This is a genomic window from Gardnerella pickettii (assembly GCF_029226345.1).
GTDB lineage: Bacteria > Actinomycetota > Actinomycetes > Actinomycetales > Bifidobacteriaceae > Bifidobacterium > Bifidobacterium piotii.
In genome coordinates, this window is sequence record NZ_JAKNCU010000001.1 from 351,562 (window position 1) to 368,379 (window position 16,818).

15 protein-coding genes and 3 tRNA genes are annotated in these 16,818 nt (G+C 40.9%); 14 read left to right on the forward strand and 4 right to left on the reverse strand.

The genetic code is table 11. The features are described 5' to 3' along the window. Positions 1-691: 691 nt before the first annotated feature. Positions 692-871: a helix-turn-helix domain-containing protein gene (locus MAF46_RS01330; protein ID WP_430886666.1), complete on the forward strand. Its 180-nt coding sequence runs from the start codon at positions 692-694 to the stop codon at positions 869-871. A gap of 8 nt (positions 872-879) precedes the next feature. Next, positions 880-2,598: a DUF262 domain-containing protein gene (locus tag MAF46_RS01335; protein WP_060785520.1), complete on the forward strand. Its 1,719-nt coding sequence runs from the start codon at positions 880-882 to the stop codon at positions 2,596-2,598. Between the two features lie 255 nt (positions 2,599-2,853). Here MAF46_RS01335 and MAF46_RS01340 read toward each other — a convergent pair whose 3' ends face one another. Beyond that, positions 2,854-3,186, reverse strand: a complete 333-nt coding sequence (locus MAF46_RS01340; protein ID WP_060785519.1) for a type II toxin-antitoxin system RelE/ParE family toxin — start codon at positions 3,184-3,186, stop codon at positions 2,854-2,856. Then, on the reverse strand, positions 3,183-3,497 hold the full coding sequence (locus MAF46_RS01345; protein WP_004130548.1) for a type II toxin-antitoxin system RelB/DinJ family antitoxin: 315 nt from the start codon (positions 3,495-3,497) through the stop codon (positions 3,183-3,185). Before MAF46_RS01345 ends, MAF46_RS01340 begins: the two co-directional genes overlap by 4 nt. A 625-nt stretch (positions 3,498-4,122) precedes the next feature. On the opposite strand from MAF46_RS01345, the gene MAF46_RS01350 reads away from it, so the two are divergent. Further along, positions 4,123-5,469, forward strand: a complete 1,347-nt coding sequence (locus MAF46_RS01350; protein WP_004130549.1) for an ATP-binding protein — start codon at positions 4,123-4,125, stop codon at positions 5,467-5,469. 186 nt (positions 5,470-5,655) lie between these two features. Further along, positions 5,656-7,095, forward strand: coding sequence for a pyruvate kinase (gene pyk, locus MAF46_RS01355; protein WP_060785518.1), 1,440 nt, complete (start codon positions 5,656-5,658; stop codon positions 7,093-7,095). Positions 7,096-7,258: 163 nt separating this feature from the next. Here the strand turns inward: pyk and MAF46_RS01360 are convergent. Further along, positions 7,259-7,332: transfer RNA gene (locus MAF46_RS01360), tRNA-Leu, on the reverse strand. Positions 7,333-7,632: 300 nt separating this feature from the next. Between MAF46_RS01360 and MAF46_RS01365 the strand changes: the two genes are divergently transcribed. The 6 genes from MAF46_RS01365 (at position 7,633) to MAF46_RS01390 (ending at position 11,731) form a co-directional block, all read left to right on the forward strand. Continuing rightward, positions 7,633-7,705 (forward strand) — tRNA-Arg (locus MAF46_RS01365). An 83-nt stretch (positions 7,706-7,788) separates the two neighbouring features. Next, positions 7,789-9,198, forward strand: a complete 1,410-nt coding sequence (glmU, locus tag MAF46_RS01370) for a bifunctional UDP-N-acetylglucosamine diphosphorylase/glucosamine-1-phosphate N-acetyltransferase GlmU (RefSeq protein WP_060785583.1) — start codon at positions 7,789-7,791, stop codon at positions 9,196-9,198. Positions 9,199-9,243: 45 nt separating this feature from the next. After that, positions 9,244-9,666 (forward strand): ribosome silencing factor, encoded by a 423-nt coding sequence (gene rsfS, locus MAF46_RS01375; RefSeq protein ID WP_060785517.1) that lies wholly within the window; start codon positions 9,244-9,246, stop codon positions 9,664-9,666. Between the two features lie 24 nt (positions 9,667-9,690). Then, entirely contained in the window at positions 9,691-10,512 is an 822-nt protein-coding gene (locus MAF46_RS01380; RefSeq protein WP_060785516.1) for a histidine phosphatase family protein, read from the forward strand. Positions 10,513-10,690: 178 nt separating this feature from the next. After that, entirely contained in the window at positions 10,691-11,212 is a 522-nt protein-coding gene (locus tag MAF46_RS01385; protein WP_060785515.1) for a LytTR family DNA-binding domain-containing protein, read from the forward strand. A gap of 69 nt (positions 11,213-11,281) precedes the next feature. Beyond that, the gene (locus MAF46_RS01390) at positions 11,282-11,731 is read left to right on the forward strand and encodes a DUF3021 family protein (protein WP_060785514.1); all 450 of its coding nucleotides are present in this window, start codon (positions 11,282-11,284) and stop codon (positions 11,729-11,731) included. 181 nt (positions 11,732-11,912) lie between these two features. Here the strand turns inward: MAF46_RS01390 and MAF46_RS01395 are convergent, their stop codons facing one another. Then, on the reverse strand, positions 11,913-12,317 hold the full coding sequence (locus MAF46_RS01395; RefSeq protein WP_004130565.1) for a pyridoxamine 5'-phosphate oxidase family protein: 405 nt from the start codon (positions 12,315-12,317) through the stop codon (positions 11,913-11,915). Between the two features lie 566 nt (positions 12,318-12,883). Between MAF46_RS01395 and MAF46_RS01400 the strand changes: the two genes are divergently transcribed. The 4 genes from MAF46_RS01400 (at position 12,884) to MAF46_RS01415 (ending at position 16,796) form a co-directional block, all read left to right on the forward strand. Next, positions 12,884-13,879, forward strand: coding sequence for a DMT family transporter (locus MAF46_RS01400; protein ID WP_004130567.1), 996 nt, complete (start codon positions 12,884-12,886; stop codon positions 13,877-13,879). A 104-nt stretch (positions 13,880-13,983) separates the two neighbouring features. Continuing rightward, positions 13,984-15,180, forward strand: coding sequence for a hypothetical protein (locus tag MAF46_RS01405; protein ID WP_032839779.1), 1,197 nt, complete (start codon positions 13,984-13,986; stop codon positions 15,178-15,180). 133 nt (positions 15,181-15,313) lie between these two features. Further along, positions 15,314-15,386 (forward strand) — tRNA-Ala (locus MAF46_RS01410). Between the two features lie 150 nt (positions 15,387-15,536). Then, the gene (locus tag MAF46_RS01415; RefSeq protein WP_020759417.1) at positions 15,537-16,796 is read left to right on the forward strand and encodes a Na+/H+ antiporter NhaA; all 1,260 of its coding nucleotides are present in this window, start codon (positions 15,537-15,539) and stop codon (positions 16,794-16,796) included. Positions 16,797-16,818 lie beyond the last annotated feature (22 nt).

The following is a 16,818-nucleotide window of genomic DNA, read 5'->3' on the forward strand; positions in this document are numbered from 1 at the left end:
ATCAGCCATGGAATATTCTAAATTTTGTTAATGTGAAAAAATAAATTTATTTTATTTTTTTGAAAAAATACTTGACAAAAGGATTGAGAGAGAGCATGCTCAGACAGACAGACAGACAGACAGACAGACAGACAGACAGACAGACAGACAGACAGACAGATGTGCAAGCGTAAGTGCGATGTTTCATAGTTTTCCTTGCGAATTGGTGGGATATTAGTACGACGATTGGCGAGTTTTTGTTCCGACGATTGGCGAGATATTGATATGACGATTGGCTATGTTTAGAAATGTGGTTGTAAGTGCTAAACGTTAAAAGGTTTAATTAGTGGCGGCTCATCAATGCGATGGAATCTAAAGGTGATGTGTTGCTTATGATTATGGCCTCTCTTGCATGGCAGGAATCGGAGTAGCTTTCAAAGAATGTTAAGATGGGTATTCAGTTCAGATATCAGAACTGCGAGATTCATGTCAATCACAACTGGTTCTTGGGATACACCAAAGATGAGAACGGACACCTTGCAGCAATACATGGTGTTTTTGTCATTTATAGAAAATTTATATGGTGGAATTATGCCAGGATTGAATTTATCAACCAAATAGTTTATAGCGTAATAAGTTTAGGTGTGTTTTAGACATAGAGGATAACGATGAAGACATTTGATATGATTAAAGAATTATGTAATAAAAAAATATAAGCGTTTCGGAACTTGCCAGACGGATAGGGCAGACTTCGCAGAACTTTGGTAAGAAACTGAAACGAGATACAGTTACTCTTGAGGAGTTGAAACAGATAGATGATGTTATGAAGGTTACCTTTGAGCAATCATTTATCTTCCCGGGTGGAGAAATGATAAAAACAAGTAATGAGTGAGAGAAATCATGGCATACGAAAAGAAAAGTATTAGAGCAATAATAGATGATGTAAATAGTAGAAGATTCTATCTTCCTGCTATTCAAAGAAAATATGTGTGGGGAGATTCACAGATCACAAGATTAATGGATTCTATCATGCTTGGATATCCTATTGGAACTTTTCTTTTTTGGAAAGTTAAGAAAACTATTGTGAACCAAAAAGAGTATTCAATGTATGAATTTATAAAAGATTACCATGAGCGAGATATGTGTAAGAATCCGGCTGCACCGCAGCCGTTCCCGTTTGGTAGTGGAGATGAAACGATCTGGGCTGTTTTGGATGGCCAGCAGAGATTGACTTCTCTATACATAGCTTTGCAAGGAAGTATGAGCAGAAAACTTCCAAACAAAAGATGGAAGAATGATGATGCATTTCCGAAGAAAGAACTGTACTTTGATTTGCACAGTGAAAAAACTGATGATGAGGACATTTCTTACGATTTCAGATTTTTAACAGCAGAAGAAGCCGCAAAGAATAAGGACAATAAGATATGGTATTTAGTAAAAGATATTCTTAAGTATTCAGCTGAAGATTTATTAACAGAAGTTATCATTCCAAATGGCTGGGCAACAGATAAAGTTGCAACAAAGAACATTTCGCTTTTACATACAAGACTTGTTACTGATGAAATTATCAACTACTTTGAGGTAGAAAAAGATTCGATTGACAGCGTATTAGATATTTTCGTTAGAGTAAATTCTGGTGGAACCGTTCTTTCAAAGAGTGACTTGTTATTCTCTACTATTGTTTCTCATTGGGATAAGGCAAGGGATGAAATTGATAAGTTGCTTTCTGAAATAAATAAGAAAGGCGAAGGATTCAAATTCTCTAATGACTTTATAATGCGAACTTGTTTGTATCTTTTAGATATGTCCGTAGCATTAAAAGTAGAAACATTCAAAAAAGACAGTGTATTAAAAATAAAACAAAACTGGGCTGCAATCCGAAAAGCCATCAAGGATACAGTTGATTTGTTAAATGAGTTCGGATTTAATTCAGAAAACATGATTTCTTATGTGGCTGTTTCTCCTATGGTTTACTACAGATACAAAGGTGGTGATTTCGATTCAAGCAGTAAAGCTGAATTAAGAAAATATATTGTAATCGCACAGGTAAGACAGATTTTTGGCACCGCATCAAATTCTGCACTGACAAGCATAAGAGAGGCATTGAAGGCTGCGCCATCTAATTCATTTAGTATGAAAACTCTAAATGGGATTAGATTCACAGGTGACAGAACTCTTAGATATACTGCGGATGAGATTGATTCAATGTTTGATACATACGAGATTGGAGCCTATACATTTATGTTGTTATCTCTTCTGTATCCAAATTTGAAATATAGTCAGAAGGGATTCCACCAAGACCATATGCATCCGTATACGGGATTTGAAGAAAGCAAAATTGATGGTTTGATATTGCCGGACGGAACAGTGATTGATGATGATACTAAAGAAGATTGGCGTAGAAGAAGGAACACATTAGCAAACCTTCAGTTGCTCGAAGGCAGAGAGAATGAATCTAAGAATGCCACACCACTCGTTGATTGGTTGAAGATTACTGAAAATAGTGAAAATGCTAAGTACCTTCCAGGAAATATTTCTTATGAACTTTCAAATTTTGAAGAGTTTATGGAGAAACGTCAGGAATTGATGAGCAATGCATTAAAGGATATTCTTTTATAGTATTTTCCTATACAAGCAATAAGGCTACCCAACACTTGTGTCGGCTCGACATACCGATTTTCAGGGGGATGACTGTTCTATGATTGCCCTATACAGCAGGTGGATTATAGGTTACTCGTTGAACAATCAATCCACGTGGAGAGTGTCGTATTAATGTTGAGGGGTTAAAGCTGGGTGTGCATTCCGTAACGTTCAAAATTACGCTACTTCTTTCGCTACTTAGTTCGTTTCAATTCTCGCTCAAAAAATCGTGTATTAGTTGTTTGTGTCGTTAACAATATTTTCTATATTTCTGCCTGAGTAGAAGATACGGATAACAGTAACTGTAGTTTTATTTTCGTCTACTTGGTAAAAAACTGTGTAGTTATCGACTGGAACTCTGTGTATTCCTTTAGAACACCACGGCTCCCAATTAACAAGTGTATATCGCATAGGCATAGTCTCAAGAGAGCGTATAGCATGCTTAATGCGGTTGACTTGTTTTTCAGCTGTTTTTGGAACTTGTAAATTAAAGCGAATGTATTCGTATAGTTCTGTAAGATCAAGGAATGCTTGCGGAGAATAAATTATGCTGTATGATTTGCTCATACTCCGTATTCCTTTGCGAATAACTTATCAACATCGTTGGCACTATACGATTTTCCAGTCGAAAGAGAATCGATGCCTTTTTGTAATTCTGCATCCAGTTCGGCTCTAGTTAAATTACCTAAAGCAAGCGGCTTTTCCTGCTTATTAGTTGGCAGGCGGAGTTCAAATGGCATGCCTTTTTGTAAAACAATCTGGCTGTAAAGCATTTGGATTGCTGAAGATGGTGTTATTCCAAGTTGGTTCAAGATGTTTTCAGCGTTTTCTTTAAGATTTGTGTCGATTCTTGCATATACAGCGTTCGTGTTTGTCATTGTGTTCGCGTCCTTTCTGACCTTATTTTACAAAATTCTTGCAAGCATATGCAAGCGAATGAAAGCAAAAGTTTAACTACTATTCAGATTATAGATTCCCGTTGTTGGTTTAGGTATTTTTTGTTGGATGGAAATTAGGCGTATTGGTAAACCTGAAGGAGTGTGAAGATGGCTGCAAAATATTAAGATGTGCAAGAATTGCTAGAAAAAGCTGATTTTAATGCTAGCTTGAGTTTGCTTTAGTGAGGACGATTGGAAAGCGCGGTGTGTGAAATACATGTCGTCAAGTCATAAAGGCCAAAATATTTAGTGTGTGCAGCAATTCTTTTGTTGCGTGTATTTTCATGTTTTATGCGAGCGCTACTTAATGCGTAATGCGTATCAATGCGTATAATCGTATAATAATGTGATAAAAAACACTAAAATATGTATAATAATGTGATTAAATGCACTAAATTATGTATAATAATGTGATACACGATAAAAGATAACGCAAAATATAACAGAATAACCGCAGAATTGTTGCAACATAATAACGTAGCAGAACAATCACGCGTAAAAACAGCAACGCACTAATACGGCTGCAATATCTAATAGCGTAATGCAAGATGAAAGGTGAGTAATCATGAAAAGGCTGATTATGAGCAAACTTTTAGCATGGAAGAACTCGCCGTACCGTAAACCATTGATATTAAAAGGCGTGCGTCAAGTTGGTAAAACTTGGATACTAAAAGAATTTGGTAAGCTTTACTACAAAAATATTGCTTATTTTAACTTTGACGAAAACAAAGAATATAAGCAATTCTTTGAAACCACTAAAAATGTGGAGCGAATTTTACAAAACCTAATGCTTGCAAGTGGCCAAAAAATCGAACCAGAAAACACGCTTATCATATTTGACGAGGTTCAGGACTGCACAGAAGTAATAAACGCGATGAAATATTTTTGTGAAAACGCTCCGAAATATCATGTTGCTTGTGCTGGATCATTGCTTGGAATAACGCTTGCCAAACCATCTTCATTCCCAGTTGGAAAAGTTAATTTTATGCAAATAAACCCAATGAATTTCACAGAGTTTTTACTTGCTAATGGAGATGAAAATCTAGCGAAGTTTATTGAACAAATCGATAAAATAGAGCCGATTCCAGACGCATTTTTTAATCCGCTATACGAGAAATTAAAAATGTATTATGTTACAGGGGGAATGCCTGAGTCAGTTTTAATGTGGGCTAAAGCACGAGATGTAAACGCAATGCAAGAAACATTGTTTGAGATTATAACAGCTTATGAACGAGATTTTGCGAAACATCCTAATGTTAGTGAGTTTCCTAAAATATCAATGATTTGGAATTCTATTCCATCTCAACTGGCGCGTGAAAACAAAAAATTCTTGTATAAAGTTGTTAAAAATGGTGCTCGGGCAAGAGAATATGAAGACGCTTTGCAATGGTTGGTGTCGGCACAATTGGTGTATAAAATTTATAGAAATACTGCGCCGAATTTACCTATTGCTGCTTATGATGATGTATCTGCTTTTAAGATTTATCTGGCAGATGTTGGTTTGTTAAGGCGATTAGCACAACTTGCTCCTACTGCATTTGCGGAAGGCAATAGGCTGTTTACTGAGTTTAAGGGTGCTTTAACAGAAAATTATGTTTTGCAGGCGTTACTTACTCAATTTGAAGTTATGCCTAGATACTGGTCTCAAACGAATCCGCCTTATGAAGTGGATTTTCTTATTCAACGAGAAAATGATATTTTCCCTGTTGAGGTTAAATCTGAAGCGAATATTAATAGTAGAAGTTTGAAAAAGTTTAAAGAATTATTCCCTAATCAAACGAAATTGCGTATACGATTCTCGCTGAATAATCTAAAACTAGACGATGATATGTTGAATATTCCGTTATTTATGGCTGATTACACGGATAAGCTTATAGAACTTGCGCTGAAAGATTGCACTGAAAGAAAATGATTGATAAGTTAGCGTGACTAATCGCAAGTTAAGAGTGATTAATCAGTGAACGCATGTAGTCATGTTTAATCGTAGTAAATAAATAAGTGCGAGTTTTGCCTATAGGTCACAATTTGCTGGTACACTATTACTCGGAAAGTGGGTATTTTCCCATTTAAAAATAAACAAAGGAAACAGGCAGGCATTATGAGAAAAGCCAAAATTGTTGATACTATTGGACCAGCTACCGAATCGTTAGAGGGCATTACCAAGCTTGTTGAAGCTGGCATGGATGTTGCTCGCTTAAACCGTTCGCATGGCACTCCTGAAGATCATTTGCGCGTTTACAACAATGTGCGCGAAGCTTCAAAGACCACTGGTCGTAATGTTGCTGCTCTTGTTGATTTGCAAGGTCCAAAGATTCGTTGCGGCTGGTTCAAGAAGAACGCTGACGGCGAAGACAAGGTTTATTTGGAAGAGGGCCAAGAGTTCGTTATTACAACAGACGATATTGAGGGTGATGAGCATCGCACTTCCACAACCTTCAAGGGTTTGCCAGGAGATTGCCACGCAGGAGATCCAATTTTGATTGATGATGGCAAGGTTCGTCTTGAGGTTACCAAGGTAGAAGGCAACGACGTACACACTAAGGTTGTTGTTGCTGGCCCAGTTTCTAGCCACAAGGGCATTAACCTTCCAGGCGTTGCCGTTTCTCTTCCAGCATTGACCGAAAAGGATGAGTCTGATCTTCGTTGGGCTATTCGCACGGGTGCAGACATTATTGCTATGTCGTTCGTGCGTTTTGCTACCGATATTGATCGTGCTCATGAAATCATGGACGAAGAAGGCCGCCGCATTCCAATCGTTGCAAAGATTGAGAAGCCGCAGGCTGTTGCAAACTTGGAAGAGATTGTTAAGACCTTCGATGGCATTATGGTTGCTCGTGGAGATATGGCAGTGGAGATGCCACTTGAGCAGGTTCCACTCGTTACCAAGCGCTGCATTGAGCTTTCTCGCCAATATGCAAAGCCAGTAATCGTTGCTACCGAAGTTCTTGGATCTATGGTTAACTCTCCAGTTCCAACTCGTGCAGAGGCTTCTGATTGCGCTAACGCTGTTCTTGACGGCGCCGATGCAACTATGACCTCTAACGAGACCGCAGTCGGCAAGTATCCAGCAGTTACCGTTCAGACCATGTCTCGTATTTCTCAATACGCTACTGAAAACGGTTACGATCGCATTCCATCTGTGGAGCTTGACATGTCTAGCACGGGTGCAGTTTCTTCTGCAGCTGTTGACTTGGCAGACAAGCTTAACGCTAAGGCGATTGTTGCTTACACGCAAACTGGTCGTACTGTTCATCGCATTTCTCGCGAGCGTCCAGCTGCTCCAATCTATGGCTTGACCAACAATGAGCACACTTATCGCTGGTTGGCTTTGAGCTGGGGCACTGAAGGCTTCTTGATTAGCGAGGACTACCACGATATGAACCGTCACGATCTTATGATCTTCACCGACAAGGTTCTTCGTGAAGCTGGCAAGGTTGAAGACGGCGACAAGATTGTTGTTTTGAGCACTGCTCAGGGTGAGCGCCAGGCTGGTCGTACTGACTCTATTTACGTTCACACCGTTGGTGCTTGCGATTAATCGCTAGTTGATTGCTAGTTGATTGCTAGTTAATCGTTAGTTTTCTAAACGCGCATCCTTTTGGGTGCGCGTTTTTTATAATCGTGTTATAGGCCAAAATCGCGTGAGAGTGATGGGGAAGATAACAAAAACGCCGCTTAGAATGTAAGCGGCGTTGTGCATGTGCCCCCGGTGAGACTCGAACTCACACTGCACAGATTTTGAGGCTGTTTCCTCTACCAATTGGGATACAGGGGCATCTTAAATTATCCGCGTTTTAACGCGACTTGACGACTATACCACATTTTGTAGAGTAATCAAATATACCGCGTGTTGCGCGTAAAAAAGCTAGTTGCGTGCGTGCGGAAGAATCGCAAGCAACCGCTCGCTAAAAACCCAAAGTAAAATGCAATAAATCAAAACGGAATCAAAACGGAATCAAATATCACAAATAAGAATCAAAACAGAATACAAATCCCACAAATCAGAAATATTAATTTGCAAATTATTTAAGATTGGGTGTGTTGATGTAAGAATTTTGGTATAATTGCAACTTGCGCCTCTGTAGCTCAATGGATAGAGCAACGGCCTTCTAATCCGTTGGTTGCGCGTTCGAATCGCGTCGGGGGCACTTTGCTTTGCTCTTGTGTTATGTGAAAAATGTTTGTCACGTATTATGCAAAATAAGGAGCACTTGTGGAAAATCATAGTGTAATGGAAAATGCTAGTGTAGCAGCATCAATAATTCTGGCAGCAGGTGATGGGACGCGCATGCGTTCAACAACGCCGAAAGTATTGCATAAGTTTGCTGGAAAAACACTCCTAAATCGCGTAATGAACGCAATGGCAGGCGTAAATCCTAAGGAGCTTGCTGTTGTAGTGCACGCTCAAGCGCAACGAGTGTCGGCAGCTGCGCGAAGCTACGACAATGCTGTGCGGATTGTGAACCAGGATGATAAGCCTGGAACGGGTAGGGCTGTGCAATGCGCAATGCATGACCTTAACGAGGCTTCAAAACAAGAATGCGGCAATGCGCTTAAAGGGGCTGTGTTAATCGCAGCAAGCGATATGCCACTTTTAGACACGCAAACATTGCAATCATTAATCGATTTTCACAATAATCAAGGCAATGTGGCAACTGTTTTAACCGCTGTTTTAGACGACGCCACTGGCTACGGGCGAATTGTGCGAGAAGCAAATGGTGATGTTTTGCGAATTGTAGAACACAAAGATGCCAATGCAGGAGAGCTTGCGATTAAGGAAGTTAATACGTCTGTGTACGTGTTCGATGCGGAAGTGCTTACAGACGCAATATCCAACCTTAACTCCAAGAACGCTCAAGGCGAGTTCTACTTAACAGATGCGCTAGAGCACGCTCGCACAATGGGACGAGTTGGAGCAATGGCGGCAGCAGATTCGTTGAGTGTAGAAGGCGTGAATACGCGCGTTCAGTTAGCTGCGCTTGCAAAAGCATACAACAAGCGCGTTTGCGAAAAGTGGATGCTTGAAGGCGTAACGATTCTAGACCCAGAAAACACGTGGATTGAAGACGATGTTGTTTTGCAAGAAGATGTTACGGTTCTTCCAGGCTGTTTCTTGCAAGGGCATACAACTGTTAAAAGCGGCGCTGTTGTAGGACCGTACACTACGCTTATTGATGCGCAAGTTGACGAAGACGCGGTTGTGGAGCGCTCGCGTGTGCAAGAATCGCATATTTGCCGCGCTGCAAACATTGGTCCGTGGACGTACTTGCGACCAGGAAATGTGCTTGGCGAGGAGAGTAAAGCTGGCGCGTTTGTGGAAATGAAGAAAGCACATATTGGAAACGGCACTAAGGTTCCGCATTTGAGCTATATGGGCGACGCTGATTTGGGAGAGCACACGAATATTGGCGGTGGCACGATTACAGCAAACTACGATGGCGTGCATAAAAACCATACGACTATTGGCTCTAACGCGCATGTTGGTGCAGGAAACCTGTTTGTAGCTCCAGTTACTGTTGGAGATGGAGTTACAACGGGTGCAGGATCTGTTGTGCGTCACGATGTTCCAGCGGATTCCATGGTGTATTCGGAAAATACGCAGCACGTTGTAGAAGGCTGGAAGCCAGCTTGGGAGCGCTAGTTCGATAGTTCGATAGTTTGCTAGTTCGATAGTTAAGGAGAAACAATGGCAGCTTTAGAAAGCTCTGTTAACGCGATTAGGATTGCTGCGGCTGCAGCCGATAGGTTAAAAGCCACTAATTGCCAAGCTTTTGACGTTAGCAATCTGCTTGGAATTACAGACGCCATGCTGATTGTTTCTGCATCTAACGAGCGTCAAGTCTTAGCTGTTAGTGAAGAAATCGAAAAAGACTTGTACTTAAAAGACAACAAACGCAAGCCAATATCTAGAGAAGGCTTAGAACTAGCACAGTGGGTTTTGCTTGATTTTGGCGACTTTGTGATTCATATTATGCACGAGGAAGCGCGCGAGTTTTATCGCCTTGAGCGTTTGTGGAATGATTGCCCTGTAATTGATTTGCAACTTCCAGATCATAGCGAGAGCGATGCGGATGGTGATAATGGTGATGATGCACAAAATGGCGATTAAGAGTCTGAAAGGTAGCGCAAGATAATGGTGGATTTTGTTGAAAGCGCAACGCAAATTGCGCATAATGCAAATAAAAACAGCGCTCACGAGGGTATTGCGCGTTCTGTAATGCTTGTTCGCCACGGTCAGACGCCTTATAATGCACAATTTAGACTTCAAGGCATGATTGATATTGCTTTAGATGAGTCTGGAATAGACCAGGTGACTCGCTCTGGCAAGGCTTTGCGAGTGCTTTTTGGAGCTTCCGACTTAGAAGACCCAAAGAATCCAAATAGCCAGGAGCACGTGCGCATTACTCCAGAAGAAGCGGACGCTAGTTTTGTTGCCATTGTTTCGCCGCTTATTCGCGCACAACAAACGGCTCACGCTTTTGCAGATAAGATTGGTCTTAATGTGCATGTTGAAGATGGCGTGCGCGAGCGATTTTTTGGCGAGTGGGAAGGCCTTAATCGCCAGCAAATTAGCGAAAAATGGCCAGAAGATTTTAATGCTTGGGTAAAAGGCGAAGGTGGAGAGCTTAATCACGGTGCAGAAACTAAGCAAGAAGTTGGCGAGCGCGCGGCGAAAGCTGTAGAAGATTGGGCGCGCAAAACTGGCTCAGACCGCGATTTACTAGTGTTCTCGCACGGATCTTGCCTTTCTCAAACTGTTCATAAGCTTCTTGGATTAGACAAGGTAGATCCTTCTTATAAGACGATTGGCGGAATGGGAAACGGCCGTTGGGCGAGATTAATTCCAAGCCTTAATGCGGATGGCTCAATTCATTGGCGTTTGGATGCTTACGATCAAGGTCCTGCAGCCGACCCTACAAGCCAGCGTCTTATTCGCATTTGGGGAGCAGCTTAATCTGCGTAATCTCTCCTTTTTACCGCTTATATTTCGAAAACTACCGTTTAGCGATTTTGTAAAGACAGACTATTTACAGTGCCGTATAGTCAAAATTACAAAACAGAAAGCTAGCAAATGCTAATAAAAGTTAGCAAAGCTAGCAAAATCTAACGGTAGTATACGGAAGGGAGGCTTGATGAAAGTAACGATTGCTATTGTGCCGCCAGAAGAAGAGCAATGCGCTCAATTGTCAGTTCACAATATTGACGATAACCTTAAACGCATTATAGCCAGCTTGCAAAGCATTGATTCTAAAGATGCAAAATCAAGCAATGCTGAAAATAATACTGCGATTGCCGAAAATAATACTGCGAATGCGGCAAATAGCAACAATAATTCATTCATATATGGTTATATTAATGATTCGATTATTGTTATGCACGAGCCGGATGTGATTATGATTTGCGTAGAAAATTCGCGTGTAATCATTCACAGTGATAAAGGCGAGTGCGTGTCTTACAAGCGCCTAATGGATTTTGATAATCCGCAATTCGCGTCGTTTGTGCGCATATCTAAATCCGCAATCGTGAACTTAAATCGCATTGTTCGAGTTGATCCAGGATTCGGCGGAAGTATGAGCGTAAAAATGGACGACGGAAGCGTTGAGTGGATTAGTCGCAGATGCTTAGCAGGCTTCAAAAAGCGCTTAGGAATGTAGTTTTAAGCGTATTTTTTATTACTAATTTTTAATACTAATTTTTTAATACTTAAAAAGGAAACGATTATTATGGAAAAGCAAGTTACAACAATAGGCAAAACAATGGTAAAAAACATTGTTAAAGGCATTGGCATAGCGTGCACTATTTTTACTGCAATTAGTTTTGTGTCAAGCTTGTTAGCAAATACCGCAGTTGGAAACAGAATCGCATCTTATGCTGTAGCGTCGTTTGTTATTGGCATAGGCTATGGAGTATTCGCTATTTTTTGGTCGAATGAGCGTATGTCAAATCTTGCAAAATTCGTTTTTGCACTAGTTCCACCAATTGCTATTCAATTTATTGTGTCTGTGATTGTTGGATGGATTTCATTCAAAGATGAGCCAGCTGTGATTTGCGGATGGATTTCGTTCACTGTTGTTTTCCCGATTGCAATTGCTGCAATAATTTATTACTTCGAGAAGAAGAAAGCGGAAGAAATGAACGCTAGATTGCAAGCATTGCGTAAAGAAAGCAAGTAAATTAGTGACAATTAAATAATTTAAGTAAAAATTTAAGTAAATAAAATAATCAAATAAAAAGTGAGTGGTGTTCATCTTCGCCTTTGAAGAAGAACACCACTCGCTATTCTAAAACGCATCATAGAATGGTCATAATTTATTCGGCGTTTTGTTAGATTTTTGCAAAAAATTAGTATTTTGACTAATCTTTAGCAATCGTCTTTCCAGCATTAGCTCCAGAAGTCAAATCCTGAATTTCAGTGATTTCCATAACAGGAACAGCAGCTGGCTTCTTTGTGCCTTTTTCTTCTGCAACGCGCACTTGCTCATTGTAAATCGCGTCATCTGTGTGAAGTGTAACTGTTCCGCGGAAGCGATAGCCCTTCTTTTCTGCCAAATTTGCAACTGCAACAACAAGCTGGCTGCCGTCTTGCAAGTTCTTAAAATGCTGACCTGCAGTGCGCTCGTGGTAAGCAAGGTGATTATCGTCTAGAACAAACATCGACATCTTTGGGCCAAGATCAAGCTCGCCATCTTTGCTAATCGTTGCAATCCAAGCCAAATTGTTTTCAATAAAAGTCTTCATATCTTCACTAAGAGTTGCCATGTTGAGTCCTTTCTTCAACTGATTATTGTGCAATCGCGCAATCATACGATTATGCTTCAATCACTTTTAAGATTACGCGCAATCGTGCATATAAAGGCTTAAAAATCGATGAGTTTTTGTAAAAATGCGTAAACTTGTGACATAAATCACTAATTGCACAAAGTGCGCGCTATATTCCTCGCGGCTGTTAGTAGCCGCTCGGCTGATTTGGCATGTAAAGTCCACTGGACTTTACATTTGAGCCAAATCACGCTTTGACTGAGCTTGAAATGCGTTATGCAATTTCAAGCTCAGTCAAAGCGCCTCTCGCTTAAAGCGTAGCGCGAAGGCAGGTCGGAGCGACTACAAAGTCATGGGTTGTAAATCATGAATCGTAAATATTAAGGCAATAGCGTGCTATCAAGTGCTGATTTCGCAATAAAGTAGTAAATTTTCCGAAGGAACGCCAATGGGTTGTACTTTTCTTGTTTTTGTGGCTATTCTATAAAGTTTATAAGGCAATTTAGCTAACTTAAAGAAAAATTTAATGCTATAGACTTGTTGTTTGCAATAATGAGGGGAGTGACATGAGTGAAATAAATAGCGCGGTTCAACCAAGGCAGAATAATCGAATTAACGTAAACATCGCGCGAATCATGTTGCTCTTATGTGCCGCGATTTGGGGCGGAAGCTACGTCTCGTCTAAATACGCTCTAGAGGTATTCCCACCGCAATGGCTTATGGGAGTTCGCATGCTTGGAGCGTGCATAATAATGGGCGTAGTCTTCTTTAAGACGATTCGCAAAAATTTTACTAAAAAGCTAATAATTCCTTCTCTTTTAACGGGCGTTACGTACTACGCATCTTTAGTTACGCAAACAGAAGGATTAAGGTGGATTGATCCAGGCAGAAGCGCTTTTCTTACAGCAGCCTACTGCGTTATAGCGCCATTTTCCGCGTGGATGATTATTAGAAAAAAGCCAACGCTTTTAGGAATTATTGCTGCTTTAACATGCGTTGTTGGCGTTGGATTCGTTGCATTAAAGCCAGGCTCTCTTGTTCTTACGCTTTCTCACGGAGATATTTTAACTCTTATTTGTGCTGCTGTTTTTGCGTTTAACTTAACATACTTAGCGTATTATTCTAGACAATACAATCCCGTTGCTTTAACATTCGGCCAGTTTAGTGTTTCTGGAGTTCTATTTTTGTTTGGAGCTGCAGTAAGCGAGCCTTTGCCTAACTTTAGTGCAGAAGATAATTGGATTACGTTTACAAACATGTTCTATCTTATAGTGATAGTAACTGTTCTTGCGCAAATTATTCAAAACTACACGCTGATTTATCTTTCTACAGCTAATGCTTCTGTGATTATGTGCACAGAATGCTTGTTTACATTGCTATTTTCTAGCATTCTTTACAATGAGCGCGTAACAAATATGGCTTTTGTTGGATTCGCTTTGATTTTTGTTGCGATTTTGCTTGCAAGTTTGGCAGAGCATATTGAGCTAATGCGCGCAAGAAAAAAGCAAGGTTCTTATAAATCTAAAGCAAAAGTGGCATCTGTGCCAGCATCTACAATCTAAGTAGTACTCAATTTGAACACTAATTAGTGAATATTTTTGGCGATTACTAATTGGTGCATATTGCTTAGTGAGTAGTAGTAGATAACGATTTTTAAGGTGTGCTTGTGAAGAACTTCTTTAAGGGAATATCATTTACGCAAGTTCTAGCTGGCTCTCTTGCAGCTGTAACTGCGTTTTTGCTTTCGTCAAAAATTGGCATAGCTGGCTCTGTTATTGGCGTTGCAATAGGTTCTATTGTGTCTGCTGTAGCATCGCAACTTTATCAAAATGTTATTCACGCGTCTTCAAAAAAGATACAGTCTTCTTCTGCGTTAAAGTCGGGTTCAAGCCGCTATGAAGAAGATGACACTAAAGTGGTAAATAATGCGCGTTTTATTGCATTAGAGGATGATATGCCTAAAGAATACGAAGTTTACAATAATATGATTGATTCGAGCAAAGAAAAACAAGCTAGAAGAGTTGTTGCAATGGCTTCTAATGCAAATAATGCAAATTTTGCTGGCGATTCTTCACTAGATGGCGATTCTTCAAACTCACAAAACGCAAAATTGGGTAAGGCGCCAGCACTTAGTGCCGAAAGCACGAGTGTTATGGAATTGTCTTCCTTAAGAAAACTAAAAGAAGAAGATAATGCGCTTTCGGAAGGAGACGAAGACTCGATTCTTACTCTTAACGACGCTAAACGCGAATTAGGAGGCAGAAGTGATTACGCAAATAGTGAAGCTAAGTATAAGAAGCTTACGATTGTTATTGCTATTTTGAGCGCGCTCGCGGCTGTTCTTCTTACTGCTGGCATTGTGTTGCTGTTTACTCAAGGAAAGGGTACAGATAATTTAGTGCCTTCTGGCCAGAATACCGAGCAGAATAATGGCCAGAATCCAAATAATCAAATGCGGCAAAATGGCCAAAATAATGGCGTTCAAAATCAAGATAAGAACTCTAAAGATGTGCAAAAAGACTCTCAAGATGCGCAAGATGAGAAAGATAGTAAAGACAGCAAAGATAGTAAAGACGGTGAAAATTCTTCGAGCAAGAATCCTAGCGAAAAGCAAGATAAAAAGACTCACGAAAGGTCTTCCTCTTCTTCTTTAGATTCAAATGGGTCTAAGGCAGATTCTGGCGATCAAAGCTCTGAGGATTCTGGCGTTTCTGGAGCGGATTCTGGCGCGCGCGGGTCTAAAGGCGATTCCTCGGTTTCTGGCGATTCTTCGCCGTCTTCGCCTTCGACTTCGACTAACGGCTCGGGTGGTGGATCTTCTGCGCAACAAGGCGAATCTGGCTCGCAGCAATCTGGCAGTTGAGAATAGGCGGCGTGAGTAGTCGGCAGCGAATAGGAATAGCGCTAAAAACCGCTGCATACGACACGCCGAGTTTGGTTGGTAGCAAAATCTGTTGTATTCTATCAAAGGTTCGTTTGAGCTATACAACTAAAACGGGGCTATGGCGCAGCTGGTAGCGCATCTCCATGGCATGGAGGGGGTCGGGGGTTCGAATCCCCCTAGCTCCACAATTTGAAACGTCACTTTTAATCGGAGTGGCGTTTTTGTTATATTTCGATACGTATCTTATATACTTGTAAGTCCTAGTGCATGTAACGTATTTTGCACAAGCATTCTAAACTTAAAACTTAACTTAGAACTTAGAGGAGAAATTCCGCATGGTAAAGCGCGCGTGGAAAGTGGCATGCAAAATAGCCAATAATGAGCGTACGTCTGGGTTGATTATGCTCGGATTTGCTTTAGCTGGATTAATGCTTGCAAATTTGCCATTTGCGTCGCCTATTTTTGAAGCTGTTTCTCACACGCAAATCGGAATTCCATACACCAACATTCACATGTCGATTAGCCACTGGGTTCAAGACGGCGTGCTAACTATTTTCTTCCTTACAGTTGGTTTAGACTTAAAACACGAGCTTATTGCAGGATCTCTTAGAGACCCGCGCGCTGCAGCAATGCCAATGATTTGCGCGGTTGGCGGCATGATTGTTCCGCCGATTCTTTTTGCTGGAACTGTTACAATATTCTCGGAGTTGCACGCTGGTCAAGAGATTATGCGACTTACTTCTGGAGCGCTTCCGTCTTTAGATATGGTTCGCTCTGGTTGGGCTATTCCTACAGCAACAGATATAGCGTTCTCGCTAGCAGTTCTTGCTCTTTTTGCTAAAACGCTTCCTAAAGCATTGCGCGCATTTTTAATGACTTTGGCTACAGTTGACGATCTTCTTGGAATTGCATTAATCGCATTATTCTTCTCTTCGCTTAACGCGTGGTATTGGTTTGTAGGCGTTGTTTTATGCGGATTAGTGTGGACTATGCTTGTGCGATTAAAGCGAGTTCCATGGCCTGTTGTGGCGCTTGTTGGATTGCTTGCGTGGGTTATGATGTATCAAGCTGGCGTTCACCCTACTCTTGCAGGCGTAATGGTTGGTTTGCTAACTCCTGCGCATCTTGTTCACGGCGAAAAGTCGCTTAGAGCCGAAAGGTATCGCCAAAAAATTCAGCCTTTGTCTTCTTTGTTTGCGCTTCCAGTTTTTGCACTTTTTGCAACTGGAGTTCATTTTGAAACTTTGACTTGGCAGCTATTCTTGTCTCCAATATTAATTGCGATTACGATTGCGCTAGTTGTTGGAAAGCCTCTTGGAATTATGATTACTGCTTGGATTGCTAAGAAAGTTATGGGCTTGCGCGTTCCAGACGATTTGCGCGTTCGCGATCTTTTTCCTACAGCATGCGCGTGCGGAATTGGTTTTACTGTGTCTTTGTTAATAGCTTCGCTTTCTTATAGCGACGCGGATCTTTCGGGCGAGGCACGATTCGGCGTACTAGTGGCGTCTATTATTGCGGCTGCTGTTTCTGGATTCTTGCTTGCAAAGCAATCGAATCATATGGAAGAAGAATTAGACGATATTGAAGAGTGATTAATGGCAATTAAAAGTGATT